Origin of the sequence: Paenibacillus peoriae (genome assembly GCF_022531965.1) — a bacterium.
Lineage (GTDB): Bacteria > Bacillota > Bacilli > Paenibacillales > Paenibacillaceae > Paenibacillus > Paenibacillus polymyxa_D.
This window is the reverse complement of sequence record NZ_CP092831.1, coordinates 4,530,047-4,556,912: the sequence shown is the minus strand read 5'-3', so window position 1 is coordinate 4,556,912 and position 26,866 is coordinate 4,530,047. Positions and strand designations below refer to the sequence as shown.

The following is a 26,866-nucleotide window of genomic DNA, read 5'->3' as shown; positions in this document are numbered from 1 at the left end:
ATCGACTTAATGTTGCTTGGAGCTGCGCATTTCCTGACGCACAAGCTGCCATACCATAAAGATCAGTACAGCGATTTGTGGGACAAATGTTTCCCAAGTTGGATACATTCCCAGCCAGCTAATGGACGGAAGCGAGGAGGCAGTGTGCCCCGAAAGCTTGCCAGCCACCTGAAGCGAATGAATACTTTCGCCCAGAAATCGGAATACGAGATAGTAAATCAGTGCAGTGGCAGTCAGGAAAAAGGCGCGAATCGGCAACCGTACACTAAATTTAATGATCGCAAACGCCAGAATGACCAGAATAAACGTCGCCGAGCTAATGCCGATCAGCAATTGCGAGGTTTCGATGGCTGGAGCCATACCGACATAAAAGATAGCTGTCTCGGCTCCTTCACGCAGAATTGCGAGCGCAGAAACCGCAAATAGCGACCACAGGCTTCCCCGTGCCAATGCGTTGCCCACGCTGTTTTCCACAAAGCGGTTCCATGCGGCAGCATTGGATTTGCTATGTAGCCAGCTACCAACGGTCAGCATCAGCACGACTGCTACCAGTCCGGTGACACCTTCCAGCAGCTCACGCATGCTGCCCGATGCGGCTGCTGCCACCAGTGTGGTGAACAGCACTGCCAGAATTCCGCTCAGCACCAGCCCCGTTCCAGCTCCTGCCCATATCCACCGTCCAGCCACGGCTTCGCCACTTTTTTTGGCATACGCCAGCAGAGCTGCGAGCACGAGGATGGCCTCCAGACCCTCACGCAGCAAAATCAGTGCGGCATCCCACGCAGTGTAAGAACGTTCTTCCGTCAACGGACGGAGCCTGTCCAGCATCTGATCAAGAGTCTGTATGGCTTTGTCTGTATTCGGTGGAGAAGACAGCAGATATCCGGAAGCCTCGGTCATTTCATTTTCAATCGCAGTGTAAGACGTCGGATCGGCAATTTGTACATGTCCTTCGACAGAAGGCCACAGAGCGATAAACTGCACTACCTTGTCAGCCGCTTGCTCTGATTGATTAGCTACAGCATCTTGGCGTGCGGATTTGAGCAAGGTGACTGCATCGCCCAAGGAAGCTGTCGAACCATTCGTCGTTCCGGTAGCCGTATTGCCTGTATTCGTTCCTTGACCTGTGTTCACAGATTTGCCCTGACTATAATCAGACAACAGAGTCGTTAATTCCTGCATTTCCCTGAGAGCCTGTTCTTGGCGAATGGGCTCAGCTTGCATGGAGATGCGAATGAGACTGATTTTAGTTTCGAGCGAACTGTATACCGGAAAATTGTCCAAACGAATCGGTGTTTCTACCTGATACCAGGCTTTGACGATTCGGTCGTAATCCACCCGGGCGGCAGCCCAATCGCCTTTTTGCATGGCCGCCAGACTGCCCTTCGCCATGGGAAGCAGTTTTTCCGCTGCTTTGGCTCCAGCCGGGGCTGGTTTGTCCCCTTCGGCAGCAGTGACGTACTCATTGACCGAGCGCGCTAGCACGGATAAGGCAGCTTTCGCTGATTCCCCGCCGCCACTGGCGAGTGTCTGCTCCGCATCGGTGAGTGCTTGATCTACAGTCGCGATGTGAGCTGAATCTCCACCATTTGTCTTGGCGGCCTCCCACAGCGTGCGGAATTCTTTCAGATCCTTGGAGGCTTCCGTCCATTGGGCTTGTCCCGCCTCCACCAGCGCTCCGCCTACTACAGGCATTAGCTGATCATTGGTGACAGCTTTGGCATCTGTTTGTGCAAAAGCGACCGACCCGAAGCTGGATAGGAACGGAGCTACGGTCAGCAGCAGAGCTGCCACCAGTACAAACACCCATCCCAAGCTTTTATTGCGCCGATTCATATAAATCCCCTTCCTTGCCTGCTGCTAAAATAACGTATCCCCGATGTAGCCGCCTTGCGATACACCCGGGAAGCAGGCGAACACCGCACTGCCTTTGTGTACAATGTATTCGTTCAGTTTGTCATTGCGTGCAAGCTTCTCCTGAATATGAACGAACTGCTTGAACAGATCACGCTGGTAGCTGATGAACAGCAGCCCGGCATCCAGCTGTCCAGTTTGCTTGTCCAATCCGCTTGAATACGAATAAGACCTCCGCAAAATGTTAATGCTTCCGTTCCCATGAGCCAAAGCCACATGAGAGGTAGGAGGCGTAACTGGCTTGCCTTCTGGATTTTTGGCCGCCAGATCAAGCTTGTCGAACTCCTTGACCTTACCGAGTGGGGCCCCGCTGCTGCGATGACGTCCAAAAGTATCCTCCTGGTCGCCCAATGTTGAGCGATCCCACACCTCTACCCGCATGCGTACGCGGCGTACAGCCATATAGCTGCCGTCGCCCATCCATGCTGGTCCGTCACTGGTCTGTGTCCACACCAGCCGATTCATCTCGTCTGCCTTGGAGGTGTCCGGGTTCCCCGTACCGTCCTTGAAGCCCAGCAAATTGCGTGGTGTGCTTCCCGCAGGATCAGCTTGTGCAGTCCGCTGAAAGCCTTCCTGCGTCCAGCGAAGCACCGCCGTTCCTCTGGCGATACGCGCCAAATTACGCAGGGCATGGAAAGCGACCTGCAAGTCATTGGCACATACCTGCACTCCGATATCGCCACCGCACCATTGCTCCTCTAGGGCATCCCCTTGAAAACGGGGCAGCTCACGGAACCCGGCAGGTTTAAGCCCTGCCAGGCCATATCGTCCATCAAAAAAGGATGGGCCCACACCAAAGGTGATCGTCGTGCGGGACGGCGACAATCCTGCCGCCTCGCCCGTATCGGACGGAGGGAGGTTGAGGTTTTCATTATCGTTGCCAAGGAGCACGCCAGAAGTCATTGTAGTGCTTGCTTCCGTCCAGGCTTTGAAGAGGCTACGCACCTGTTCCTTGTCGCTGGTTGTTAGATCGAAAGCGGCGAAGTAGATGAAATCCTGTGCCGGAGTCACAATACCTGCCTGATGCTTCCCGTAAAAAGAGATTACATCTTTGGTATCCGCATCCGTCATCATGCTTTCGAGACGTTGACCGGCTGACAGCACGGCTCCCACGCCCCCGCCGCCAAGCAGGAGACCTAGTCCACCTACCCCGGCCAGCTTCAATAGGTCTCGGCGTGATACGGATTTGCTTTTTCCTGACGGATCATCTTTCACTAGCGTCGCATCCTTTTTTACCAGATCGCCCTGTTCATTATGGGATTCCGCATACTGCGGCTTTTCTTGCCCTTTTTGCCGCTTAAAGCCTTTCATATCATTACACTCCTAACAATTTCCCCATTTGGGACAACGGTTCTGCCAAGGCATCGAGGTTTTGGCTCAGCTTTTTAACTTCTTCCGGTTTCAGTTTTGTATACGATACATAGCCTTCTCCGTCCTTGAAAGGAGCCAACTCCTGCTGTAAGGCCGTAAAGCGCTCACCGATTTGTTTTTCCAACGCGGCATCTTTTTGGTTCAGATCTGTTTTCAAAATGTCATATATCTTTTGTGCGCCCTCTACATTGGCTGCAAAGTCGTACAAATCCGTATGGGAATATCGTTCCTCTTCACCCGTCACCTTCGAGGTAGAGACTTCATTCAACAACTCGACTGCACCCGTTACCATCAGGCTGGCGTCAATATTAACTGTTTCTACTTTGGCGCGCAGCAGCTTGGCATCACTCAGTAGTCGGTCGGAGAACTCGTCCATTCCTTTGGTTGTGTTTTCTTCCCATAATGTTTTTTCAATCCGGTGAAAGCCGCGCCAATCCGCTGCATCCACATCACCGTCACGTGCATCAATATTTGGGTCAAGATCACCCAGCGCTTCTGCAATTGGTTCAATCCGTTCATAGTACATGCGTGCAGGAGCATACAGCGCCTTGGCTTTATCCAGCTCGCCAGCTTTGACCGCGTTCGTGAATTCTTCTGTCTTCTTCACAAACGTATCGCATTGCTCGATGGCATAGGTGCGGTAAGCTGCTACCGCTTGATCAAAATTGGGAGCAGAAGCGGCAGGAGTCGTTGTCTGTGTTGTGGCTCCTGCATCTTTGGTCGTTGCAGCAGGCTGCTGAGTAGCAGTTCCGGTTTGTCCGCAACCTGCGAACAGAATAGAAGAGACCAGCACTCCGGCCGGTACGGCATAACGTAGTTTCATAATCAATGAACACCCTTTCTGGCCAAACTGGCCTTGAACCATAGTCTGTTGCGATATCTATATCAAATTATCATTTTGATAATGATTATCAGTCGCGGTTTTTCTTATCATAAGGCTGGCCCATATGCCTGTCAATACATAAATTAGACGCAGAGTCCAACCGTCCATCGAAGGGAGTTAGTAGGGTGCCTATGCCCATTTTTATCCGCATATTGAACCATACCTAAGCGCATGACATAAAATGTGTTGACTGTATCCCTTAACCTTGTTACACCACACAAAACCCGAGCAAGGAGGGGTGAAATTGACGAAGGGTAACGACCATAAAAACAAGTTTTTGTTAACTCACCGTGAACGTGAAGTATTTGAACTGCTCGTGCAGGACAAAACAACACGTGACATCGCCGGACAGCTATTTATTAGCGAAAAAACGGTCCGAAACCATATTTCCAATGTAATGCAGAAACTGAACGTAAAAGGTCGTTCACAGGCGGTCGTGGAATTAATCAGGCTTGGCGAATTAAAAATCTGACCTCTCGTTCCTTGCGGGGTACAAAGTCTTCTCGATGATCCTTTGACAATGAAGGGTGGTCGGGAAGGCTTTTGTTTTGTGGTATATAAAAAAGTAAAACGATTAAACCGCTGAAATATGTGGGAAATTGCGTGTAAATGATGTACTATATATAGAAGGAAGAAACTACCATTGGAGATCATGGTAAACTAGCAGAAGTGATCAAATCAGAAGAATTACCACAAAGTTATACAAGGCTAGAAATGCATTCGGTGATAGTCTAAGAATATAAATCCCTACAAAAACAGTATTCAGCATGACGACAGGATGGAAGATGGATTGAAGAAGAATCACAAGGCAGAAAAAGCTCGTTGCTTCAGGTAGCCGGAAGTAGCTTTTGCCTAGAGCTACCTGTGGTATATTCTTGATCGGAGGTGAATGTTAAGACATATGACACCCAACCAACACTTGATGACTTATACGCTGAACAGCGGTATAAAGGGAACTGTCGACCTATCCAGTAAGCAGGTGCAGGAATGGATCAAAGCATATCGAATTGGCAGCAAGTTTGTAACGGTTGTGGGAAAACAGTATTTTGGTTTAAACCCTGAGTTGGTAGCAGATTTCAAGGTACATAATGAATACTCGGAGCAGAGAGAACACATATTCATAATACAGCCCGTAATGGAACACAAAGCTGTAGAGCTGGACCCACTGGTAGAGGCGTACAGCCAGTATAAAACATTAATTCAGGTAGAATGTAAATGTGGTGCTTCCTATATAGAAGAGTCACCGCATAAAAGAACCAAGTGGTCATGCAAGGAGTGTAATAACATTGTGTTCCTGGATCGTAAAAAGGGCATGGTGGATACGGATAAAGGCAAGGCGTGGTACATGACCAACAAATACTATGTGGAAAGACAAAGCAACTGACAGATTGTCAGTTGCTTTCTAACCATATACTCACAATTCTTGTGTGCCTACCCAAATGATATAAGTCTTTTGGCAAATAATAAAATTGATGTTTTTTGCGCTTTGTAGTACATTATCAAGTGTATTATAAGGAGGCTTCTCATGTACGGACATAGACAAGATGATACTTTATACATCATGACTTACACATTAAATAGTGGTATCAAGGGCACAGTGCCTTTGTCTAATCAACAGATACAGGAATGGCTTGAGTGTTACAGAATCGGTAAGAAATTTGTAACCGAGATTGGCAAAGAGTACTTTGGACTGCATGCGGAACTGGTGGCTGATTTTAAAGTGCATAATCAGTATTCAAGCTATCAGGAGGTTATTATCCCCATTCAACAACCGGATACTGGCCTAAAAGAGTTGTCCCAGGCTTACAAATCAACAGAAACTTTAATTAAAGTAGATTGCAAATGTGGTACATCGTATGTTACAGAATCTCCCTTTAAGCGGACCAAGTGGTACTGCACCAAATGCCGGGAGATTGTTTTTCTCGACAACAAAAAGGGAATGGTGGATACTTCCAGAGGCAAGGCCCATTATATGACCAATAAGTATTTTGTGGAACGGGAAACAACTGGCGTATAAGCCGGTTGTTTTTTTGTTCGCAAGGTTTGTGTACGTCCTGACTTTTCAAAGCCATTGCGCTATAGTGAAAAAGGGGGCTTATGGAAATGTGGAGTATTTTGCTGAATCACGTTTTGTTGATAGGATTCCTGGCTGTTTTGATTCAACGGATCTATAAGCATCGCTTTCATCAGCAAAATGGTAGCAATTTTCTGCTATGCTTGTGGGGGATCTTGCTTAATCGGTACAATAGCTTGTTTGAACTGACCACGTTATATACGGTGTATACCGTTTTTTTTGCTGTAGGTGCATTGTGGTTTGGAGGTTGCTGGCTTGTGCAGCTATTGGAAAAGGGGAAAGATAAAGCTTGATATAAATGATAGTCAGGTGGTGAACGTCATCCGGGAAGATCATACGAATGGTGCAAGAAACCGCATGAGCACGAACAATGTGTACATACACGAAACGCTTCATTTGGAACAAATCATAAGTGACCTGCGGGTGATGGGCTATGTGGCTTTTCATCATCATCCGCAAATCACAGGTGACCTTGAAGAGCTGGAGGCGTTAAAAAAGCAACTATTGTCGTTTTTCCAACAGCATCATGTATTGTGGATTGAGCTTGACCCGCTAACACAATATGTGGTGGTGAATAACATGGGGAAGGCCACGGTGCTGAAACTCATGGGTCGGAAAATGAACCCGCTACGGGATCTGAGAGCAAACGCTGCTTTGGCTGGACAGCCGCTGCATGAGTTCGATCGGGAGATAGAACGGCTCAATCGGCTGGCTCATCTGTTGCGCTATACCCGTTTTTCTTAAGCGACAGAACTAACGAAAAAAAAGCATTCACGAAGCAAGGATGGTTCCATGCTGTGAATGCTTTTTAGTTTACTTACACCGATTTCAAAAACTCCACAATCGTCAGCAGACCCTTGTCAAAATTGTCCAAGTTGAAATGCTCGTTGGGCGCGTGCAGGTTCTCATCTGGCAAGCCGAAACCCATCAGCACGACTGGGGCAGTCAGCACACGGGAGAAAGTCTCCACGATTGGGATGGAGCCTCCATCCTTGGTAAAGAGGGCACGCACACCGTATACCTTCTCAAAAGCATCGGCCGCCGCTTGCAGAAACGCGTGTGACGGGTCGATGTTAAAGGCGTTCGCTTTTTCGCCCTGTTGAATATCCAGGGTAGCTCCTGCCTGAACATGGGCGCGCAAATGGCGCTCGATTTTGTCCAGAATGTCTTGCGGGTTCTGGTTAGCCACCAAGCGGCACGTAATTTTAGCGTGAGCTTCTTTCGGAATGACCGTTTTTGTGCCTTCCCCTTGGAAGCCGCCGTATACGCCGTTCAGTTCCAGTGTCGGACGAGCCCCCACACGTTCAACGAAGCTGAATCCTTCTTCACCATAGAGAGAATCAAGTGCAAGATCTTGTTGCAGCTTGCTCTCATTGAAGCCTTGCTTCATGAATTCTTCTCTCATCTCTGCCGATAATGGAGCCACATCATCGTAGAATCCTTCGACGCTTACACTGCCTTTGTCATTATGCAGGGTTGCCAGCAAGGACACCAGAGCATGCAGGGCATTCGGCACGCCGCCACCGAAAGAACCGGAATGTAGATCTGTGTTCGCCGTGTGAATGGCGACTTCCAGTGAACATAGTCCACGCAAACCTGTGCAAATGGCAGGTTTCCCTTTTTCGATCAAGGAAGTGTCGGACACCAGTACAGCATCGGCTGCCAGACGTTCAGCTCTAGTTTGCAAAAACTCAAGCAAGTTCGGACTGGATACTTCTTCTTCGCCCTCAATACAGAATTTGATGTTCAGTGGCAATTTGCCTTCCTGCTTCAAAATGGCCTCAACTGCCTTAATGTGCAAGAAAACCTGTCCTTTATCATCTGTCGCTCCGCGCGCATACAATTTTCCATCACGGATGGATGGCTCAAACGGTGGCGTTTCCCACAGGTGAAGCGGGTCTACGGGTTGTACATCATAGTGTCCATACACGAGGATCGTTGGTTTACCAGGTGCGTGCAAATGATCCGCATATACCAGCGGGTGCCCTTTGGTCGGAATGATTTCAACGTTTTCCAGACCAGCAGCAGTCAGTTTGGCAGCCAGCCAATCAGCTGCTTGGTTAATGTCCTTTTTGTGCTCCGATAATGCTGAGATACTTGGAATGGACAACCACTCCTGTAACTCGCCCAGTTGTTGCTCTCTGGCTTTTTCAAAATATTCAGAATAACTCATAAACTATGTATCCTCCTTTTTCAATGTAAATCGTGTGAATGTTGCGCTATCCTCCGAACCGAGGTCGTGGACGATATGTCTAGTTTACTACGTTTTGTGCTGAACGAAAAATTGGGAGATAAAAAAACGATTCTACCCGGGTCTGTCCAGACCTGAGTAGAATCGCCCTTAACCAAGCATATGCATGTATCTACGCGCGAATGTCCAGTTGACCGCCAAGATGAGGCTGTACGCTTTTTTCCATCATCTGCACTAAGGCCTGTCCTTGTTCACTAGCCTGATCTTTAGCCATACTTAATACCTTCACACTTGCGGCTTGGGCCAAGCTGGCCTGACTCATACCTGTTGATAATGCTGCGATATCCATGTTCCAACCCTCCTTCATTGTGAAGACTCTTTCTCTGTATTTATCGGTTGGAACGGTTATTTTGTTTCATCCAATTGGAATTGTGTCAGTAAATCTTGAAGCTGTTCTGCCAGACGGGTCAAATCTGCGGCAGACGAACCGATCTCTTCCATGGAGGCGAGCTGCTCCTCTGCGGCTGCGGACACGGTCTCCGTATGGGATGCCGCTTCTTCAGCGATGCGTGTAATTTCCTCCATGCTGCTGACGACTGTACTCGTTCCATCTGCGACTCCAGCGGTAGAAGCTGCGACGTTATCCAGCTGCTTCGCTGATTTGGCTACCGCTCTACGGATGCGGGAGAAGGAGCGACCGGATAGGTCAATGGAATTGATACCATCGCTTACGCGTTCCTTGGCGGATTCCATAGCTATCAAGGCTTCAGATACACCGCTCTGTATCCCTTGAATCTGTTCACGAATTTGTTGTGCGGAATGAGCTGAGTTTTCAGCCAGCTTGCGGACCTCTGTGGCCACGACAGCAAAACCTTTGCCATGCTCCCCTGCGCGTGCCGCTTCAATAGAAGCGTTCAATGCGAGCAGATTAGTCTGGCTGGCGATTTCCGTAATGACAGTAACAATCGTTCCGATTCGCCCAGATCGGTCATTCAAAGCACCGATAATGGTGTCCAGTTCTTCTACGGTAGTGCGAATGCCATCAATAGAAACGACGCTGTTGCCGATATGCTCACTGCCTGCATCCGACGCCTGAATGGCCTGTGCGGAGTAAGTAGTCATTTCAGCCATAGTTTCGGTCATAGCGGTGATGTCTGTTGCCATGCCGCTAACCCGTGTCTGATTAGCTTTAGCACTGCTCACTTGGCGTTCGCTGCCTGCAGCCACATCTTGAATGGCTATGGTCACATGCTCGATAGCTCGGGTCGTTTGTTCTGCACCTGCTGCCAGCTCTTGCGAGGATGCCGACAAATTGCCTGTCATCGCTTGAATTTCTCTAATCATGTTACGCAGGTTATCTACCATTTGTTGGAAGTATCTTGATAATTCACCAATTTCATCAGTGCTGGTCGTAGCCACGTTAATCGAAAGATTACCTTGGCTGATGGCATCCATAGAATTACGCAATCTTTGGATGGGCTTAAGTATACTGCTGATTAGCCACATTGCGAGCACACCAATGATGATGGCTGCAATCACCAACACTACGATCGTCGTGATAAGAATCGGCTGGGCGGAGGCACTGGTTTCTGCTTTGTCCATTGTTCCGGCAATTTTCCAGCCTGTCAGCGCATTGGTTTTGAAAATCAGGTGTTTATCTACGCCATTAAGATCGTAATTAAAGCTGCCTTCCTCAGAGTCAAACAGTTTGGGTATCGTTTCTCCCATTTTGGTACTTCCACTGACTTCTGTCGGGTGGGTAACGATACGTTTGGTACCATCTAATATCATAATATAGCCATTTTGTCCGATTTTTAAATTTGTGATTTCTTTCAAATTTTTCAGGTTCAGGGAAAGGCCGAGAACACCGCTGTTGTCGGGAAGTGTACGTGAAATATACACAACGGGGATCTTAGCCGTATTGAGTCCGACAGGGCTGATTACGGTTTGACCGGGTTTCTCCAGGGCCTGTTTGTACCACGGGCGCTCACGAGGATCGTTTGTGGAGCCTACGGCTTTGCCAATAATGAGCTTACCTTCGGGGGTTCCTACAAACATATCAACAGCTTCCGCGTGCATTTTCAAATAAACTTGTAATCTTTTTAGAATGGCATCATCTGCTTCAGCACTGTTATCACTAGCCGTCATCGTTGTAGAGTAATATTCGAGATCCGCGATTTTGGCTTGAATCGTTTGAGTAACTGCACGATCGGATGCAGTAACGCTAGTTGTCGCACTATCAAGTAATTGGCGGTCCGTCTGGTTATATGCTGCTTGATAAGAAAAAGAACTTACAATAATACTAGGAACAAGCATGACCAGAAGGAATGCTGCGGTCAATTTCTTGCGTAGTGTTAAAGTTTTCAGTCGTTTCATCTAACCCCTGCTTTCTATCTATATATTCATTTCTAAAGCTTATATCATATGTATTTACTATCGGTTATTTTGAGCTGAATTGATAGATTTATTACTAATTTGTCCAATACACCAAAGAATTTCTTGCATAACATGGAGTATCTTGCAATTTGGAGGGATATGGTATGGGTTTTTTTCTGGATATGAGAAGCTCCACCAATTCATCAAAGACAGGTGAAGGTCCCGATATTCAACTGGGTCCTATACCGGAGCGATTCGGTTTGATTACTCTGCGAACCTTTCTTGTGCCAGGTCCGATTGTGACTTTTAGTGGTTCCATTGGTCTAATCGGTGAGCTTGGCGATACGTATGCAGTTGAAATCGTGCGTGGAGCCGACTATGATCCGAGCGAGGTAGTCTACCGCGCCGAGGGGGTACTGGGCGTGACCGGATCTAATGAAACGCAAGCTTTTAATGCACAGGATCTATCCGCTCCATTGGCAATACAAACCATATATTCTTCTTATATTTCTGGTGTTTCGACCACTGTTCGTAATGGTCCAGAGGTATTCACGGGCATCGCTTCGACTCCGTTTCTGTAAATATATCAGGTGAATATTTCTTTAGTAAATACTCGCTGCCTGTTCGTGGTTCTCCTAGGATAGGCCGCTGCGCAGAAGCTCAACTAGCCACGAGCATAGACAGACAGCTGCTACAGACTCGTGGCTATAATTCTCAACAACACTGAGAGCACAAATGACCTAGTTGTTGTAATTTCCTTTATGAGCGTGTTCTACAAAGTTGATCGTGCTTCTCGGATTCTATTTCTTAAGAATCTCTCGCAAATACACTGTCAACTCATCTGCCGCTTTGGTATGGGCGGGGAGCCCGGGATGGCTGCGAGACCCTATCGTTTCTTCCGTCGTGTTAGGCAGTTGGAATACAGACACATTCCCATCCCTCGTTCTTTTCTTGTATGCATCTACTGATCGGTAGATTGAGGGCATCATAGGAGTATCCAGCATCCCATAGGCCCATACAATATGAGCCGCAGGATTGCAATTCCGAAGCTTGACAAGAAAACATTCGATAGCGCTTTCAAAAGCTTGTAAATCTTCTTCATTGAATGTGCCGTCCTCGTTCAAGCGTTGCTTGTACACTTTACCGCTTGCTGGGTCCGTCCATGCAGGAGAATAAAAGGCTCCCCCGTCATTAGTCCCCAAATTCACTACGACCACGTCCGGCTGCCATGAGGTAAAATCATGATCTGAAAATGCCCCTAATGCTTCATTTCTCTCACCGGTCAGCACACCACATATCTGTTCATAATATGCCGGTATGTTCGTATCGGGATTATTATCCCAGCCCGTTAGGACACCCCAGCCGCTTTGTGAAAACACTCGGTAGTCCGCATTTAGTGCTTCGGCTGTTATGGCTGTATAATTGCGTAGTGCTGTGAACAGCATGGGAACCCAGTCTGTCTCGTCCTTCGCTCCAATCGTTCCTTCTCCCGAGGTAATGCTGTCACCGATAAATTCCACCTTGAGGGGCTTATCAGTGACCGGTAGCAATTCTCCGTCAACCTTCAGGGCATGAATTTGCAACAAGCAGTGCGGGTCCGAACTCATAGGCTGGACATCCTTGACCACACGGACATTTTTGACTGTATCAGGGTTTAACCCTCTCAAAAGACAGATCCAATGCCGTCCTGCAGTCACCATCAGGCGACTCATCGGGACACCATTGATGACAATACTGATCCAGGGCTCATACACCTGGTAATCGGCCTCAATTTCAATCCACAGCTCTGAGCCTTTGATATTCAATTCAATGCCACTTCCTGTCCAAAATAGAGTAAGCGGTGTACGTGTTTGCGTAGTTCGACCATGAACCTTTATATGCTTTGCTTTTGCAAGTGGGTATGTCTTCAATCTCTTGTTATGTGACATTTCAACACCCTCCTTATGGTTTTTAATGAATGCTAGTTTCTGTAATATTGTAAAAGAAGTTACAGGAAATCTCAAATTCTATTTCTAAACAAGCAAGGGCTCAAAGCTTTATATGGATTATCCTTTTTGATCACGCTTTAGAACTACATATGGTATCAAAAAGCACCAGCCAATTGAAATTTGCTGGTGCTTTTTGATATACGGAGCAAGGATTTTTGCTAAGTATATTTTTTCACAAATATTATTTTATCTATTAATTAGCTTTGCCGAACATGACGATATTAATCGCCTTGCCGAAGTCTATACCTACTTTGCCAGTGAGTTCTGCTGTTTTTTGTGCTAACACGACTGCATTGACACCACAAGAGAACAGCGCAATGTCAAAGTCATCTTTGTGTGCTGCGATCCATTGGAGAGTTTCAGGCATTTGTTCATATTGATGAAATGCCAGTGTGTGGGCAATATGCAGCTTGTACGGATCTGCCTCAAGAACAGGCTTTACTTCAGTGGCCGTCCGGGTGACCAGCAGAATGCGTCGATTTTTCAGCATGTCCCAGAAAGCGGGTGTCCCAGCCAAATACCGATTCAGGCAGGCGTGGCAGGTCAGCGCGGGGGAAAGAGCATAGTGAGCAAAGACCTGATCGGTCAGCTCCCGCTTCATATAGGATGGTGCTTTAATAGATTCGTCATCATATGGCAAAATGCCAGTAATGGTGGCTTTGCTCACTGCCTCAGCCACCGCGTCCCGTAGTTCCGTATTTGGTAGAAACAGTCCCTTTTGACCGAGATTGGCTTTGACCGCCCAACGTTCCTGTAACACCTTTTCCATCGGCCAGACGGTATCCTGCGCCAACACCAAATTTTCACCATCTCCAATACGAATGAGCGAAAAGGACTGGTGCTGATCGAGTGCTAGCTTCAAACGCTTCAGTACCTCGTCCATCTCCAGATACTTTGGATTCGTCATATCATGTTTCCTCCCTGTCGTTCCTGCTTGTTCAACTTTTCAGATGGAGTAAAAAACTTTGTATTCTATCATATGTCGAAAGCGAAAAGGTTTTTGTATGAACGGCTATTCTTTTTGGATTCTACCTATTTTTACAAGATTCGTTGTATCTGTACGTGCCGTTTCAGGAGCGTCTTCATAACTTGAGAGAAGACGGTTGAAAGGGAGGAAGATCAATGAATCGCAAGGTTGTAATTGAAATTAATTTTAATAACTATGGGATGAATCCCAACCGCCTGACACGTGAGTGGATCAGCGAGCGACTGGATATATTCAGAACCTTTACGCTGCGTAGTTTACTCAGTCAGACAAATGCGGATTTCCTATCTGTCGTCAAGCTGGCGGGCGGATGCAGTGACATCGTGGAAGAGGAGCTGGCCCGACATGAGCCCATTCCCGACCACATCCGTTTTGGTACGAGCATCGAAAGTAAACGTCGTATCCATGCGTACATCGAAGGTGCGGACGAACTGCTCATTGCTCGAATAGATTCCGACGATTTGTATCACCAGTCCTTTGTACAACAGTTGCATGATTACAAGTTTCAATCGGAGACGGTTGCGCTGGTGAACCAGATGGGTTACCTGTGGGATGCGGTTGAGGGGCAGATGGCACCGGTGTTTCACCGTTCGCCTTCTTTTTATGTGTTTCGCTATCAAGTGGAAGATTTTCTGAATGATTACCGTGTGGTCATTCCTGGAAAGGGTACGCACGGATATGTAACGGAGCTGCCGCATGAGATCATTCCACTTCGCAACTATGTGAACGTCATTCATGCTGCCAATACTTCGGTGAAAAAAGTGCCGGCGAAGGATCGGCTGTCAGAGAATGAAATGAATGCTGTGCTGGCAGAATTTCTGGGAACAGGCATTGCCAATTCGTAACGGTCAGGAGGAGATTATATTGTTCAAAGGAAAAAAACTGCTGGTGACCGGAGGAACGGGATCTTGGGGGCAACGCCTAACCGCTGAATTGCTGAAGGAGGACCCGGCGGAGATTCGTATTTTCTCACGCGGTGAATTTGCACAGATTGCCATGCAGCGGCAATTTCTATCGGATCCTCGCCTGAATTTCATGATTGGAGATATTCGAGATCTTCAGGCATTGCAGGAGGCATGTCGCGGAGTGGACTATGTATTCCATTTGGCGGCATTAAAGCATGTCCCTGTGTGTGAGAGACAGCCGGAAGAGGCTTTCAAGACGAACGTACACGGTACGGAAAACGTGATCCGGGCCAGCATTGAGCAGGGAGTCGCCAAGGTAATTGATGTCTCTACAGACAAGGCAGTAGATCCGGTGAATGTATATGGCATGACGAAGGCGATAGGTGAAAGACTGATGATCCGCGCCAACACTTTAAGTGAGCGTACTCGCTTTGTGTGTATACGCGGCGGCAACGTGTTGGGGACGAGTGGAAGTGTCGTGCCCCTGTTCAAGCGCCAGATCGCGGATGGGCAGGATTTAACGCTGACGAGCCCAGATATGACACGCTTTTTCCTCACGCTCGGAGAGGCGATTGGCTTGCTGCTGAAGGCTTCTGTCACGGCGGTTGGGGGAGAGACGCTAGTGATGAAAATGAAGGGCTGCAATATTGCAGATCTAGCAGAAGTGATGAAAGAACAGGCGGGGCAGCCTGCGTTGAAAGTAAAGGAGATTGGTATACGTGGTGGGGAAAAGCTGCATGAGGTGCTGATTTCGCCCTATGAGGTGCCGCATACGTATCGCTATGATGATCGCTATTTTGTTATTCTTCCCCAGCAAGCAGACAAGCGCTTACTGAGCCAATACGGTGGATTGGAACGAGTAGGCTTCGATCAATATCGCTCGGACGATGAGTTAATGGATCGCGCTGGAATTGCTGAGCTACTGCGAGGCATGGAGTAATGATGAAAGAGGTGGGTATTTTGCAGCTTATGGAAAAAATAACCAAAGGAACTATAAAGGTTGCGGTAATCGGCCTCGGTTATGTAGGGCTGCCCATGGCAGTGGAAATGGCAAAGGCTGGTTATGATGTATATGGTGTGGATTCCGATCCCGTCAAAGTAGCCAAGCTGCTTCAAGGAAAGTCGTACATCATAGACATTGGTGATGATGCATTGGAAGGTCTGATTGGACAGCAATTGCATCCGGTTACGGATATCAAGGTACTGGAGCAAGCGGATATCGTCGTGATCTGCGTGCCTACGCCGCTGACGGACGGACACCAGCCGGATACGTCCTATATTGAAACGGCTATTGATCAGGCTATACCTCATTTGCGTAGACAAACACTGTTGATTCTGGAAAGCACCACCTATCCGGGAACGACCGAGGAACTGATTCGACCGGTGATAGAGCAGCGCAGGGGCTGGACGGTAGGTAAGGATTTCTATGTGTGCTTCTCGCCGGAACGTGTGGATCCGGGTAGCGTTCATTTTAACATTCGCAACACACCCAAGGTGATCGGCGGTTGCACGCCGGATTGTCTGGCAGTGGGAGCAGGGTTTTATGGGTCCTTTTTGGATCAAATTGTACCGGTCAGCTCGACAATCGTAGCGGAAGCCGCCAAGCTGTTTGAGAATACGTTCCGCAGCGTCAACATTGGAATGGTCAATGAGCTGACAGCTGCCTGTGAAAAAATTGGCATCAATATATGGGAGGTGCTGGATGCAGCGGCAACCAAGCCATTCGGCTATATGCCTTTTTATCCAGGACCTGGCATCGGGGGGCATTGTATCCCGGTTGATCCGCTATACTTGTCATGGAAATCCGAGCAGCATGGTTTTCCACTGGAATTCGTGGACTTGGCAGATCGCATGAATCGGCGTATGCCGCTGTATATTACGGAGCGAATTGAAGCTATGCTTGCTCAGAAAGATAAAGCCATAAACAAGGCCAACATCATTCTGGCAGGTGTGGCCTACAAAAAGGATATTGATGATGTTCGCGAATCCCCGGCTCTTGTCCTGTTCGAGCATTTAACTAAAATGGGTGCTTCGGTTAGCTTCACCGACCCGTATGTATCGAGTTTTAAGCTGAACGGTGAAGAAATCCCATCTCGGACGGCAAATGCCCAGCTATGGGAAAGTGCAGATATCGTAGTCATTACGACAGACCATTCTGTGGTGAACTACCAACAGTTGGTCGACCATGCCCCGCTGGTCTTCGATACACGTAATGCGACTGCACATTGCACAGGTGGACATGTCGTGATCTTGGGGCATCCCGGAGGGGGCGCCGCTGTTGGCTAACCGTGATCAGGTAAACGAACGTTATTACGGGCAGATTAATTCGGAGGAATCTCATGAAGCCACCCGCAATAGAATTCACTGGATTTGTCGCCATGTACAGGGTCATACGGTGTTGGATGTTGGGTGCAGTCAGGGCATAACGGCTATTTTGCTCGGGCGGGAAGGCTTTGAGGTAACGGCAATTGATTTGGAAGAGGGCAGCATTTCTTATGCAAAAAAAGAACTTCGTCAGGAATCCGCACCCATACGGGGACGAGTCCACTTTCAGTTAAAGGACATTTCACAATTTGAGCGTCCTCCCGGTGGATTTGACACCATTATTTTAGGGGAGATTTTGGAACATTTTGCGCATCCCGACAACCTGCTGGCTCATGCTTACCGCTTGTTGAATAAAAAGGGTACGCTCGTCTTGTCTGTACCTTATGGTTACCATCCGTTTCATGATCACAAGCGGACTTACTATGCCGGGAGCCTCTCCCGTGTGTTGTATCCTTATTTTGATGAACAAGCGTTGGAGGTGCATCACAAATATTTGTGCTTTGCAGGCCGCAAGAAGTCGAAAGAACTGCGTGAGGTCAAACCAGAGGCAGCGCATCTGAATGAGTGGATGAAACTGGACGAGGAGCAATTTCGACTGGTGGAGCAGCAGCATGTTCGCAAAATGAATCAGCGAAAGGCCGCACTCGACAAGGCGGTACAGCGAATCCGGTATATGGAGGAACAACTTTTGCCGATGGAAAGGTATGCACGTGTCGAACAGTTAGACAAGACGCAGGCTGAAAGGAGAGTTGCATATACTGCTGGCGAGTCTACCGGAAAAACGAGGGGAGAATCAGCCAAAGGTAAAGGGGATGACGTGAAGTCATGACTGAGCATCCAATGACCATCAGCTTGTGCATGATCGTAAAGAACGAGGAGCACACACTTACCCGCTGTCTGGATTCGGTCTCAGACCTGATGGATGAAATCATTATTGTGGACACGGGGTCGACGGATCAGACGAAGACGATAGCGGCGCGCTATACGGATCGGCTATATACATTTGAATGGAAGGATGATTTTGCAGCCGCCCGTAATGAATCATTTGACAAGGCGACGTGTTCCTACGTCATGTGGCTGGATGCGGACGATGTGCTGCTGGAGCCGGATCGTGAGCGCCTGCGTGCCTTGAAGCAGCGTTTGTCTAAGGATATCGACGCAGTGGTGATGCCACTTCATTTGGCAGAGGGGGAGCAGGGTGAACTGTTGTTCACCTCACGCCGTATCCGTCTCGTGAAGCGCGAGCGACAATACCGCTGGGAAGGGCGTCTGCATGAGGATCTGGTGATACCTCAGGGGCAAATCGTTCATTCAGATGTGGCAGTAACACACCGCCGAATGCAAGACCACATGCTCCGTAACCAACGTATTCTCGCCCGGTGGATCAGCGAAAGCGGCAAGCTGGAGGGGCGTCTGCTGTATTTGCACGCCAATGAATGTTTTGACCGTAAAGAATATGCCGAGGCGGTAGAGGCGTTCAATCTTCTGTTGGAGGAGCCGAGCGGCTACCGTGAGGATCGGATTACCGCTTGTGCGCGGTCGGCGGAATGCTATCTTCACCTCGGGAAGCCGGAGCAACAGCTGGATCGTCTGTTACGTTCCTTTCGATACGGTGTACCGCAATCAGACTTGTGCTGCATGATCGGTGACTGGTTTTTCACAAGAAACGAATGGAGCACTGCCGCGTACTGGTACGAAAAGGCATTGGAGCAACAGCATCACCTTCCGGGTATGCGACCTGTTCCACTACCATGCTACTCCTGGTTACCTCATGTGCGGCTCAGCCATTGCTATGCCCATGTAGGTCAGCTGGACGCTTCGTATGAGCATAACCAGACCGCTTTACGCTATTTACCTGACGACCCGCATTTACTGGATAATGCACGCAAGCTCAAGGAGGCTATTTCCAACTCCCCACCCTCAGCCCGTTCCTCAAAATAGTTCAAGCTGTTCCGGCCCGTTATTCTCTTCGTGTGGCTTGCGAGGGGGAAAAGGTTTAGGGTCCATGCCAAGCATGGTCATGAGCTGCTTGGCATTAGCAGCGGCGTCTCCACCTGAGTTGTTGTTGAAAATAACACACACCTCGCGGCTTTGCTGCTCCAGCTCCAGCAACCTGTCTCTCCATTCGGTCAACTCTTGTTCATTGTACCGATACAGATAACGAACCTCCCGCCAATTCGGTGCAGAGCTTTGATTCCAGCCCGATATGTTCCGCCCGTGGAGACGTACGATTGTCAGATTACCGTCTGTAGCCAACGGCACAATGGGAACCGACCCTGGTCCTGCCTGCGGCTCGTCGCATACGCTGTGTATCCAGCCTTCTTCACGCATGAATGCCAGCGTTTGTTTCCGAAAATCGGGTGTGAACCAGCTTTGATGTCTGAATTCAAGTACGGATGGGACCTCTCCCATCCTATTTTTTGTGTCTCGCAGTACAGCGACATTCTCACGTGTACAGTCGAACCAGGGTGGGTACTGAAACAGCACGGCTTTGAGCTTGCCCGCTTCGTGAAGAGGCTGTATCGATGCATGCAGTGCTTCGTACATGGCATCTATTGTTTTGAAGTAAGGTTGCTTGCCGCGGGTATGTCCAGTCATGCCTTGGTAGGCTTTGACGAGAAATGAAAAAGAGTCAGGGGTTTCCGCCGCCCAGCGTGCCATACGATCTGTGGGCTGCACCGCATAGAAAGAGCTATCCATTTCTACTACCGGAAAATGGCTTCCATAGATACTTAGTTTTTGGTTAGCTTTGGTACCCGTTGGATACAAGTCATCGTGATCGCCCCAACCCGTAAGTCCAATTTGAATCATAATTTCCCCGCTCCTTTCCTTCATGAAAACTTCTAAAGGCGTTCCCATGAATCATTTTAATGATAAAATGGGGTGAATCACATGAAGTTGGTATGAAGTTCCTATGAATATTTAAGCTCAAATACGGTTATTGTAACATGTTTCCTTATTCAGGATTTTGCAAAACCCTTATTCGTAATGCTTTTGAGTTTCCAGTTTGAAAAAGCTAATATAGTATGTAATAGAGCGAAATGAGTTCATGGAGGAGAAACGATATGGCAGAATGGTACGAGCAAAGCTTTGGGGAAGATTATTTATTGGTATACAAGCATCGCGACTTTCAGGGAGCCTATCAGGAAGTGCAAAAAATGATCTCCTGGCTTAAATTACCGCAAGGCTCCAGCGTATTGGATTTATGTTGTGGGATGGGACGTCATTCGCTTGCGCTCGCAGATGCAGGTTATCAGGTGACAGGTGTGGACCTTTCCAATGTGCTGCTGAGAGAAGCTCGTGCAGCTGATTCCGAAGGACGGGTAAGTTGGCATCAAGGGGATATGAGAGAGGTGCCGCTGGATGAAAGCTATGACGCGGTGATGAATTTGTTCACCTCCTTTGGTTATTTTGAACAGGATGAGGAGCAGCTTAAAGTGCTAAAGGAAATATATCGGCTGTTGAAGCCGGGAGGACGCTTTATCATAGATTATTTGAACCCTGCTTACGTAGCCGCTCATTTGGTACCGCATTCGTCGCGGGAGGATGAAGGGAATTGGATTGAGGAGCATCGGGTCATTGAAGATGGATTTGTGAAAAAGCAAATTGCGATTCGGTCAGCTGCATCCGTTACGGGCACTGAGGCAGCCTCTGCTCTGGGCACGACTCCTACTGAGGGAGAACCTGCGCGCGTGTATCATGAACGAGTGAAGCTATATCCATATGAGAAGTTTCGTGGATTGCTAGAGCAAGCCGGACTATCTGTAGAGCAGGTACACGGAAGCTATAATGAAGATCAATATATTGAAGATGCTTCGCCTCGAATGATTTTTGTCGGCGTGCGGGCTTGAAACAGAAAGGCGGGTGGAAGCCATGAAAATGCCAGAGCTTACACCGTGTGAGCGAATAGACGGAGGCTTTCAGGTCAAAATATCCATGTCCTTTCCGCTGCGCTGGGTGAATAGCTATGTGCTCAAGGGAGAGCACGGTTTTACAATTGTAGACCCGGGGCCGCGCAATATGGACACCGAGGCAGAATGGGCGCATGTCTTCCACCAGCTGGGAATGTCCTTTGGGGATATTTCGGACATTGTGGTCACTCATCATCACCCCGATCATTACGGATTGGCGGGCTGGATGCAGCAGCAAAGTCAGGCTCGTGTACATATGTCAGCCCGAAGCCATAAGGAAGCGATGATGATGTGGGACGCTCCAGAATCGACGGTCGCTATGGAGAACAGGCTTCCCAGCTTTTTTGTCCAGCATGGTTTTCCTTTGGAGCAAGTGCCGGCCTTGGAATTACATATGCGGCAGGCTTATTTGCAAGTGAATCCACAGCCTGAGATTACCGTTATTCCTACCGGCATAGACGCTCGTCTGGAATGGGGTGGACGCAGTTGGCTGCCCGTCGAGACGGGAGGGCATGCGCCCGGACATATGTCCTTATATGACCCGAATAGCGGTGTTATCCTCTGCGGTGACGCAGTTTTGCCGCAGATTTCTCCTAATATCAGTCTGCTGCCGGGCAGTGATGCCCAGCCGTTGAAGTCTTATGTAGACGGCTTGCAGCGTCTAGGTAAGCTGGAGGTAGCGTGGGCATATCCGGGGCACCGCAATCCGTTTGGTTATTTTCGGGAGCGGACGCAAGCGTTGCTGGCACATCATGAAGAACGACTGGAGAAATTTCAGCAGCTGATCCAACCGGAGGGAAGCACAGCCTATGAGCTGTGCATTGCCATGTTCGGTGGCAAGCTGGGTATTCACCAGCTAAGGTTTGCCATGTCCGAGACGCTGGCTCATCTGGTGGAGCTGGTGCGCCGTGAACGGGCCTCTATGAGCGAGACGAACCCAATCACGCGCTTCTATCCCTTTTGCCGTCAATAGTCACGGAAAGTTGACCAACAAGTGACATAACGAAACAACATGACAAGCGGCATGCATGCCGGAAAAGAGGACTTTATGAATTTGCTGCTGCTGGGAGCTACCGGACGCGTAGGACGGTATATATTAGATTATGCGTTAGCGGACGGTCATACCGTTACGGTCCTTGTTCGTTCACCGGACAAGTTGGAGGATTACATACCTGGATATGGGAATCAGCTGCAAATCGTACAAGGCGATGCCACTAATGGAGAGGACGTAGCACAGGCGCTGAAGGGTGGGGCGACGACTGTGATCAGTGCGCTGAATACGGATGGAACGACTACCTTATCCGTTAATATAGCCCTGCTGATCCGGCTCATGCAGGAACAGTCCATTTCTCGGCTCATTACGGTAGGAACGGCAGGAATTTTGCAAAGCCGGACCGAACCGGACCTGTATCGTTACGAGTCCTACGATACCCGACGACGCAGCACTCGTGCGGCCCAGGAACATCGGCGAGTGTACGAATTGCTGCGTGAATCGGCACTAGACTGGACAATCGTATGTCCAACCTATCTACCGGACGGAGCGCGGACAGGTATTTATCGCGTGGAAAAAGATTTTTTGCCTGAAGGTGGCTCACAAATTACCACCGCGGATACGGCTGATTTTACTTATTGGCAATGCAAGAGTTACGAATTTATCCGTACACGGGTAGGTATTGCCTACTGATCGTGAAACACCCAACATAGCTTCATTTTTAAGCAATCAACCAGAGCACGGTAAGTGTATCTACTTATTGTGTTTCTTTTTTTATTTGACAAATACTCAGGCTTAGAATACTATGATTCTTAACGGAAACACCGTTTCACGAAAGTCTTGTGTAGTTCTTTAATTTATTATAGTAGCAACAAGCAACAGTTTTTAATAAGCCAGGATTTTGCAAAATCCTCAAGCAAAAGGAAGTGCATTCAATCATGTCCGAGCCATCGCCTCCCTATAAAACCTATTCGGAAGTGAAGCAACAGCAGCAGCAATTGCTACGTAAAAATGTCATCGATGCCGCATGCATCCTTCTTGTGGAAGAAGGGCCTGAGGCTGTGACCGTACGGCGAGTTGCGCAGAAATTAAGCTGTTCCACCAAGATCATTTACAATATTTTTGGCAGTAAGGATGGTCTTGCCAATGAGATGTACCTGGATGGATGTCGGCTATTGGCTGAAACCTTCCAGCAAGTACCTGTTACCGAAAGCGTACTCGCTGATCTGGAAGCTCTATGCTGGGCGTACTGGGAATTTGCACAGCTCCATTCAGCCTATTATAAAATGATGTTTGGCGGGGCATTGTCTGATTTCAAGCCGGATGAACAGAGCTTGGAGGGGACCACAACGGCACTGTCACGAATTCTGCAAACCGTCATACACGCTATGGAGCAGGGAGCATTGAAAGAGCATGATCCGTTGCTGGTTGTCCGGATGTTTTGGTCTGCTTTACATGGGGTCATACATCTTCAGTTTGCAGGTCATTTTTCAGATGTAGATATGGCTCAAGGGGTGTATGCATTTACACTGAAGAATACGCTCGTAGCATTTAAAACATCCTCATCCCCATCGTAAAAATGAAGTGTACTGAGGTCGTCATAGTAGATGACTTCAGTTCATTATAGAGTAGTGGTAACAATGTTTCTAAAATAAAACAACGATACTATGGAGGTTATCATCATGTTTATGTACGCAAACAAAACAGCTCTGATCACAGGGGCATCATCCGGTATTGGCGAGGCATTTGCCTATTCGCTCGCAGCTAAGAAATGTGACCTCATTTTGGTAGCTCGGAATGAAACCAAATTAGAAGCGCTGGCCAAGGAGCTCATAGCTAAATATAACGTAAAAGCAACAGTGATTGCGCTGGATCTTTCCACACCCGGAGCATCCCAGACATTGCATCAGGAGGTTCAAAAACAACAGCTAAAGGTAGATCTCCTGATTAACAACGCGGGTTTTGCCACCTATGGATACTTTGAGCAGGTTTCAGGAGAACGACAGCATGAGGAAGTGATGCTCAATGTGGCTGCTTTAGTCGACATCACACATGCATTTATGCCTGATTTATTGCGTAAGCGGGATGGGGGACTCATCAATGTTTCTTCCACAGCCGCATTTCAGCCCGATCCATATATGGCCGTATATGGAGCAACCAAAGCATTTGTGCTTTCTTTTACTGAAGCGCTATGGGCCGAAAACCGGAAACGGGGGCTTAAGGTTCTGGCCCTTTGTCCAGGCTCAACAGAAACGCCGTTTTTTGATATTGTTGGCGCAAGTGAAGCGTCAATTGGAATTAGGGAAACTCCCCAAACCGTTGTGAAGAACGCGTTGAGAGCATTTGAAAAGGGGCGTAGTCACATCATTTCCGGTCGCCAAAACTATTGGGTAGCTCAGGTTTCCCGGCTCTTCTCTCGTCAATCCACGCTGGGAATTGTAGAACGTGCACTGCGTCCACAAAATGGATTGTAATTTATGTATGAAGGTAGTCTGAGCTTGAAATGTTAGGTTTGCCAATGAATAAGCTGTGAGTATTATGCACCGGGTCTGATCGTTTATAGCTCGACTCGAATCAGACCCGGCCTTCCAATTTGTATAGATCAAGCGCTTAGATCCTATCCCAGCCCTCGAGAATATAGTAAAATTCCATCCCGTTTCTCCCAGCCGTTAGCTGACCAGAAGCGTTGACCCCCTGCGTTATGCTCCATCACAAACAGATGACATTTATCAATGCCTTCTCTCAGCAAAGCAGATAACGCTTTATCCACCAATCTGGGCGCAATCCCTTGACCACGATGTGCTACAGCTACACCCAGATGATACAGAAACCCCCTGCGACTATCGTGGCCCGCTAAAATCGTGCCTATGATGTTTCCGTTGTACTCACAGACAAAGCTAAGTCCTTCATTTCGCTGTAAAAAGCGTGCAATTCGCTCCGGTGAGTCGGCCTCGCTTAATCCCAATCCGTCTAAGCCATTCCACAGCTCAATGGCCTGATCATAATCATTAGTCTGCATCGTACGGAATGCATACCCTTCAGTAATGTTTGCCATGTCTAGTTCTCCTCTAACCCTTATATATCTGTTATATTCCCACGCGTTGTTTGTTATTTAGCGTGTTGTTTAACGTGTTGTATTCGGTGCGCTTTCTTCCCCAAGCTCCTGCTCACGCTCTGCCTGTTTGCGATGGGCGATACGGCTGCTAGCCGAAGCTGCGATAGCGCCTACAATGTCGTCCAGGAACGTATGGATCGGCCCGAGGCTTTTATCATTCAGGCGTTCCAGCACACCTGGTTTGAGTTTATCGACATAACCGTAATTGGTGAATCCAATGCTGCCGTACACATTTACAATGGAAAAGGCCAGAATTTCATCCACCCCGTACAATCCCTCATCATTTTCAATCATGTCCTGCAATGGGGGAAGAAGAGCGCCCTGTTCTGCAAGGATATCCAGCTGGATGCCCGTGAGCACGGCATTTTGAACCTCGCGCTTCATCAGTACCTTGTCCACATTCTCCATACATTCTTCCATCGTTAGGGTCGGGTAATATTTTTTCTGTAAAAGCATGACCAGTTCTGCGATTTCAGTCATGTTTACGCCACGCTTGTGCAGCCACTCGCGGGTGGCATCAGCTACCTTTTTACTGTTCAGGCTGTAAGGTACTTTTTTCTTGTCCATAAAATTGAAGTTACCCTCCTCGTATAGATCCTGATTTCTACTGCAATTATGACCAGTGTGTCCAGTCTGCTGAAAAAGTAGTTATTTTTTAAGCGAGGCTCGTATACATATTAGTACAATCTGTACAAAATTGTTAGGGAGGAACTTCACTTATGAATATAAAACACCCATGGCGTATGACCTCTGTAGCTGGACTGCTATCCCTACCCCTGTTGTTGTCAGGCTGCAGCCTTTTCGGCAACGAATCGGCATCCATTGACCCCCCGCCGTCCACGACAGAGCAGTCCATGATTAAGGCTGTAACCGGAAAAGCACCCGCCAGTACAGGGCAACTGAGGGCTGTTTTTTTGCAAGATCATAACGGTTTGCTGGCTCCAGTATCTTTACCGATTGCTACAGGTGATGTGCAGGCAGATGCCAAATCAGCACTGGAAACATTGGTTGAGGGCGGGCCATATGCCGGATTATTACCCGAGGGATTTAAAGGTGTAATCCCCCAGGGTACGGAAGTTAAAAGTGTGACGGTGGACAAGAACAACAAACTGGCTGTTGTCGAATTCAACAAGTCTTTCGCCAACTATAAGCCACAGGAAGAACGAAAATTAATGGAGAGCTTGACCTGGACCCTGACCGACCGTCCGGATATTAAGAGCGTACAGATCTGGGTGGAGGGCAAAAAGCTGAACGAAATGCCTGTTGGTGGTACACCGCTGGATCATCCGTTGACGCGTGCAGTAGGTATTAATTTGGAGATTGGTCATGGCGTGACACCTCTGGATTCCAGTCCAGTCACCGTGTATTTTTCTTCATCTTCTCCTGCTGGAGTTCAATATTATGTACCTGTAACACGGTTGGTCAGCCCCGAAAAAGATCGTGTCCAGTCAGCGCTGCATCAATTGATTCAAGGGCCACAGACCAAAGATGGGTTACAAGAAGTGATGACAGGGGAGACGGCACTGAAATCAGTAGAACGCTCCAAAGACAACGTAATTACGGTATCTCTCTCGGATGATATGTTTGCTAAGGGAGAAGCCGTGCCTGCTGAATTTTTGGAATCGGTTGTACTGACAGCGGCAGACAATTCAGATGATGCGGTCAAAACAAAAATTCGGATTGAACTGAATGGTGAAAAAAGCGTGATTGGACAAAATAATCAAAATTATGGAGAGCCTGTAGCCAAGCCGCAGCATATTAACGAAATCCCTCTTTAAGGGCGTGTTCAAAAGTCGGCTTTTCAGGACCGAGAAGATTGGATGAAGCTAGGGACTGA

General features: G+C 48.2%; 28 protein-coding genes. 17 read left to right on the top strand and 11 right to left on the bottom strand.

Annotated elements, in window-relative coordinates:
* Positions 1 to 6: 6 nt before the first annotated feature.
* Genes MLD56_RS20075 through efeO form a run of 3 tightly spaced genes read right to left on the bottom strand, consistent with a single transcriptional unit; the run spans position 7 to position 4,108 of the window.
* Positions 7 to 1,836: an FTR1 family iron permease gene (locus tag MLD56_RS20075; protein ID WP_029518337.1), complete on the bottom strand. Its 1,830-nt coding sequence runs from the start codon at positions 1,834 to 1,836 to the stop codon at positions 7 to 9.
* Positions 1,837 to 1,860: 24 nt separating this feature from the next.
* A complete protein-coding gene (gene efeB, locus MLD56_RS20070) occupies positions 1,861 to 3,225 on the bottom strand; it encodes an iron uptake transporter deferrochelatase/peroxidase subunit (protein ID WP_029518338.1) in 1,365 nt (454 codons plus the stop codon).
* Between the two features lie 4 nt (positions 3,226 to 3,229).
* A complete protein-coding gene (gene efeO, locus MLD56_RS20065) occupies positions 3,230 to 4,108 on the bottom strand; it encodes an iron uptake system protein EfeO (protein ID WP_025721876.1) in 879 nt (292 codons plus the stop codon).
* Between the two features lie 304 nt (positions 4,109 to 4,412).
* Here efeO and MLD56_RS20060 point away from each other — a divergent pair, with 304 nt between their 5' ends.
* From MLD56_RS20060 to MLD56_RS20040, 5 genes are all read left to right on the top strand, one after another.
* Positions 4,413 to 4,640, top strand: a complete 228-nt coding sequence (locus MLD56_RS20060) for a helix-turn-helix domain-containing protein (RefSeq protein WP_007431813.1) — start codon at positions 4,413 to 4,415, stop codon at positions 4,638 to 4,640.
* Positions 4,641 to 5,069: 429 nt separating this feature from the next.
* The gene (locus MLD56_RS20055) at positions 5,070 to 5,552 is read left to right on the top strand and encodes a hypothetical protein (protein WP_029518339.1); all 483 of its coding nucleotides are present in this window, start codon (positions 5,070 to 5,072) and stop codon (positions 5,550 to 5,552) included.
* A gap of 141 nt (positions 5,553 to 5,693) precedes the next feature.
* Positions 5,694 to 6,185, top strand: a complete 492-nt coding sequence (locus tag MLD56_RS20050; RefSeq protein ID WP_013311697.1) for a hypothetical protein — start codon at positions 5,694 to 5,696, stop codon at positions 6,183 to 6,185.
* 86 nt (positions 6,186 to 6,271) lie between these two features.
* Positions 6,272 to 6,535, top strand: a complete 264-nt coding sequence (locus MLD56_RS20045) for a hypothetical protein (RefSeq protein WP_029518340.1) — start codon at positions 6,272 to 6,274, stop codon at positions 6,533 to 6,535.
* 64 nt (positions 6,536 to 6,599) lie between these two features.
* A complete protein-coding gene (locus MLD56_RS20040) occupies positions 6,600 to 6,986 on the top strand; it encodes a hypothetical protein (RefSeq protein WP_176715708.1) in 387 nt (128 codons plus the stop codon).
* A gap of 73 nt (positions 6,987 to 7,059) precedes the next feature.
* Here MLD56_RS20040 and MLD56_RS20035 read toward each other — a convergent pair whose 3' ends face one another.
* From MLD56_RS20035 to MLD56_RS20025, 3 genes are all read right to left on the bottom strand, one after another.
* Entirely contained in the window at positions 7,060 to 8,415 is a 1,356-nt protein-coding gene (locus MLD56_RS20035; protein WP_029518342.1) for a dipeptidase, read from the bottom strand.
* Between the two features lie 190 nt (positions 8,416 to 8,605).
* On the bottom strand, positions 8,606 to 8,782 hold the full coding sequence (locus MLD56_RS20030; RefSeq protein WP_080658659.1) for a YjfB family protein: 177 nt from the start codon (positions 8,780 to 8,782) through the stop codon (positions 8,606 to 8,608).
* Positions 8,783 to 8,838: 56 nt separating this feature from the next.
* Positions 8,839 to 10,809: a methyl-accepting chemotaxis protein gene (locus MLD56_RS20025; RefSeq protein WP_029518343.1), complete on the bottom strand. Its 1,971-nt coding sequence runs from the start codon at positions 10,807 to 10,809 to the stop codon at positions 8,839 to 8,841.
* A gap of 164 nt (positions 10,810 to 10,973) precedes the next feature.
* On the opposite strand from MLD56_RS20025, the gene MLD56_RS20020 reads away from it, so the two are divergent.
* Complete coding sequence (locus MLD56_RS20020) at positions 10,974 to 11,390, top strand: hypothetical protein (protein ID WP_029518344.1); 417 nt, start codon at positions 10,974 to 10,976, stop codon at positions 11,388 to 11,390.
* Between the two features lie 219 nt (positions 11,391 to 11,609).
* Here the strand turns inward: MLD56_RS20020 and MLD56_RS20015 are convergent, their stop codons facing one another.
* Positions 11,610 to 12,737 (bottom strand): SGNH/GDSL hydrolase family protein, encoded by a 1,128-nt coding sequence (locus tag MLD56_RS20015; protein WP_029518345.1) that lies wholly within the window; start codon positions 12,735 to 12,737, stop codon positions 11,610 to 11,612.
* Between the two features lie 253 nt (positions 12,738 to 12,990).
* Positions 12,991 to 13,704 carry a GT-D fold domain-containing glycosyltransferase gene (locus MLD56_RS20010; RefSeq protein ID WP_029518346.1) on the bottom strand — a complete coding sequence of 238 codons (714 nt, stop codon included), beginning with the start codon at positions 13,702 to 13,704 and terminating at the stop codon, positions 12,991 to 12,993.
* A gap of 215 nt (positions 13,705 to 13,919) precedes the next feature.
* On the opposite strand from MLD56_RS20010, the gene MLD56_RS20005 reads away from it, so the two are divergent.
* The 5 genes from MLD56_RS20005 to MLD56_RS19985 are packed head-to-tail and all read left to right on the top strand — an operon-like array spanning position 13,920 to position 18,953.
* Positions 13,920 to 14,627: a glycosyltransferase family A protein gene (locus MLD56_RS20005; RefSeq protein ID WP_029518347.1), complete on the top strand. Its 708-nt coding sequence runs from the start codon at positions 13,920 to 13,922 to the stop codon at positions 14,625 to 14,627.
* Positions 14,628 to 14,646: 19 nt separating this feature from the next.
* Positions 14,647 to 15,627 carry a polysaccharide biosynthesis protein gene (locus MLD56_RS20000; RefSeq protein WP_029518348.1) on the top strand — a complete coding sequence of 327 codons (981 nt, stop codon included), beginning with the start codon at positions 14,647 to 14,649 and terminating at the stop codon, positions 15,625 to 15,627.
* 2 nt (positions 15,628 to 15,629) lie between these two features.
* Positions 15,630 to 16,973 carry a nucleotide sugar dehydrogenase gene (locus tag MLD56_RS19995; RefSeq protein WP_029518349.1) on the top strand — a complete coding sequence of 448 codons (1,344 nt, stop codon included), beginning with the start codon at positions 15,630 to 15,632 and terminating at the stop codon, positions 16,971 to 16,973.
* On the top strand, positions 16,966 to 17,841 hold the full coding sequence (locus tag MLD56_RS19990) for a class I SAM-dependent methyltransferase (protein ID WP_165148709.1): 876 nt from the start codon (positions 16,966 to 16,968) through the stop codon (positions 17,839 to 17,841). The genes MLD56_RS19995 and MLD56_RS19990 overlap by 8 nt, the downstream gene beginning before the upstream one ends.
* Complete coding sequence (locus tag MLD56_RS19985) at positions 17,838 to 18,953, top strand: tetratricopeptide repeat-containing glycosyltransferase family 2 protein (RefSeq protein WP_029518351.1); 1,116 nt, start codon at positions 17,838 to 17,840, stop codon at positions 18,951 to 18,953. Before MLD56_RS19990 ends, MLD56_RS19985 begins: the two co-directional genes overlap by 4 nt.
* Here MLD56_RS19985 and MLD56_RS19980 read toward each other — a convergent pair.
* A complete protein-coding gene (locus MLD56_RS19980) occupies positions 18,945 to 19,823 on the bottom strand; it encodes a DUF72 domain-containing protein (RefSeq protein WP_029518352.1) in 879 nt (292 codons plus the stop codon). The two genes, MLD56_RS19985 and MLD56_RS19980, sit on opposite strands and share 9 nt — an antisense overlap.
* 254 nt (positions 19,824 to 20,077) lie before the next feature.
* On the opposite strand from MLD56_RS19980, the gene MLD56_RS19975 reads away from it, so the two are divergent.
* From MLD56_RS19975 to MLD56_RS19955, 5 genes are all read left to right on the top strand, one after another.
* On the top strand, positions 20,078 to 20,863 hold the full coding sequence (locus MLD56_RS19975) for a class I SAM-dependent methyltransferase (protein WP_029518353.1): 786 nt from the start codon (positions 20,078 to 20,080) through the stop codon (positions 20,861 to 20,863).
* 22 nt (positions 20,864 to 20,885) lie between these two features.
* A complete protein-coding gene (locus MLD56_RS19970) occupies positions 20,886 to 21,896 on the top strand; it encodes an MBL fold metallo-hydrolase (protein ID WP_029518354.1) in 1,011 nt (336 codons plus the stop codon).
* A gap of 75 nt (positions 21,897 to 21,971) precedes the next feature.
* The gene (locus MLD56_RS19965; RefSeq protein WP_029518355.1) at positions 21,972 to 22,607 is read left to right on the top strand and encodes an NAD(P)-dependent oxidoreductase; all 636 of its coding nucleotides are present in this window, start codon (positions 21,972 to 21,974) and stop codon (positions 22,605 to 22,607) included.
* Between the two features lie 245 nt (positions 22,608 to 22,852).
* Complete coding sequence (locus MLD56_RS19960) at positions 22,853 to 23,491, top strand: TetR/AcrR family transcriptional regulator (protein WP_029518356.1); 639 nt, start codon at positions 22,853 to 22,855, stop codon at positions 23,489 to 23,491.
* Positions 23,492 to 23,596: 105 nt separating this feature from the next.
* Positions 23,597 to 24,388, top strand: a complete 792-nt coding sequence (locus MLD56_RS19955) for an SDR family NAD(P)-dependent oxidoreductase (RefSeq protein WP_029518357.1) — start codon at positions 23,597 to 23,599, stop codon at positions 24,386 to 24,388.
* A gap of 143 nt (positions 24,389 to 24,531) precedes the next feature.
* On the opposite strand, the gene MLD56_RS19950 is transcribed toward MLD56_RS19955, so the two are convergent.
* Positions 24,532 to 24,969, bottom strand: coding sequence for a GNAT family N-acetyltransferase (locus MLD56_RS19950; protein WP_029518358.1), 438 nt, complete (start codon positions 24,967 to 24,969; stop codon positions 24,532 to 24,534).
* A 69-nt stretch (positions 24,970 to 25,038) separates the two neighbouring features.
* A complete protein-coding gene (locus MLD56_RS19945; RefSeq protein ID WP_069011037.1) occupies positions 25,039 to 25,596 on the bottom strand; it encodes a phosphatidylglycerophosphatase A family protein in 558 nt (185 codons plus the stop codon).
* 152 nt (positions 25,597 to 25,748) lie between these two features.
* On the opposite strand from MLD56_RS19945, the gene MLD56_RS19940 reads away from it, so the two are divergent.
* Positions 25,749 to 26,807: a GerMN domain-containing protein gene (locus tag MLD56_RS19940; RefSeq protein WP_029518360.1), complete on the top strand. Its 1,059-nt coding sequence runs from the start codon at positions 25,749 to 25,751 to the stop codon at positions 26,805 to 26,807.
* The last annotated feature ends 59 nt before the right edge of the window (positions 26,808 to 26,866 follow it).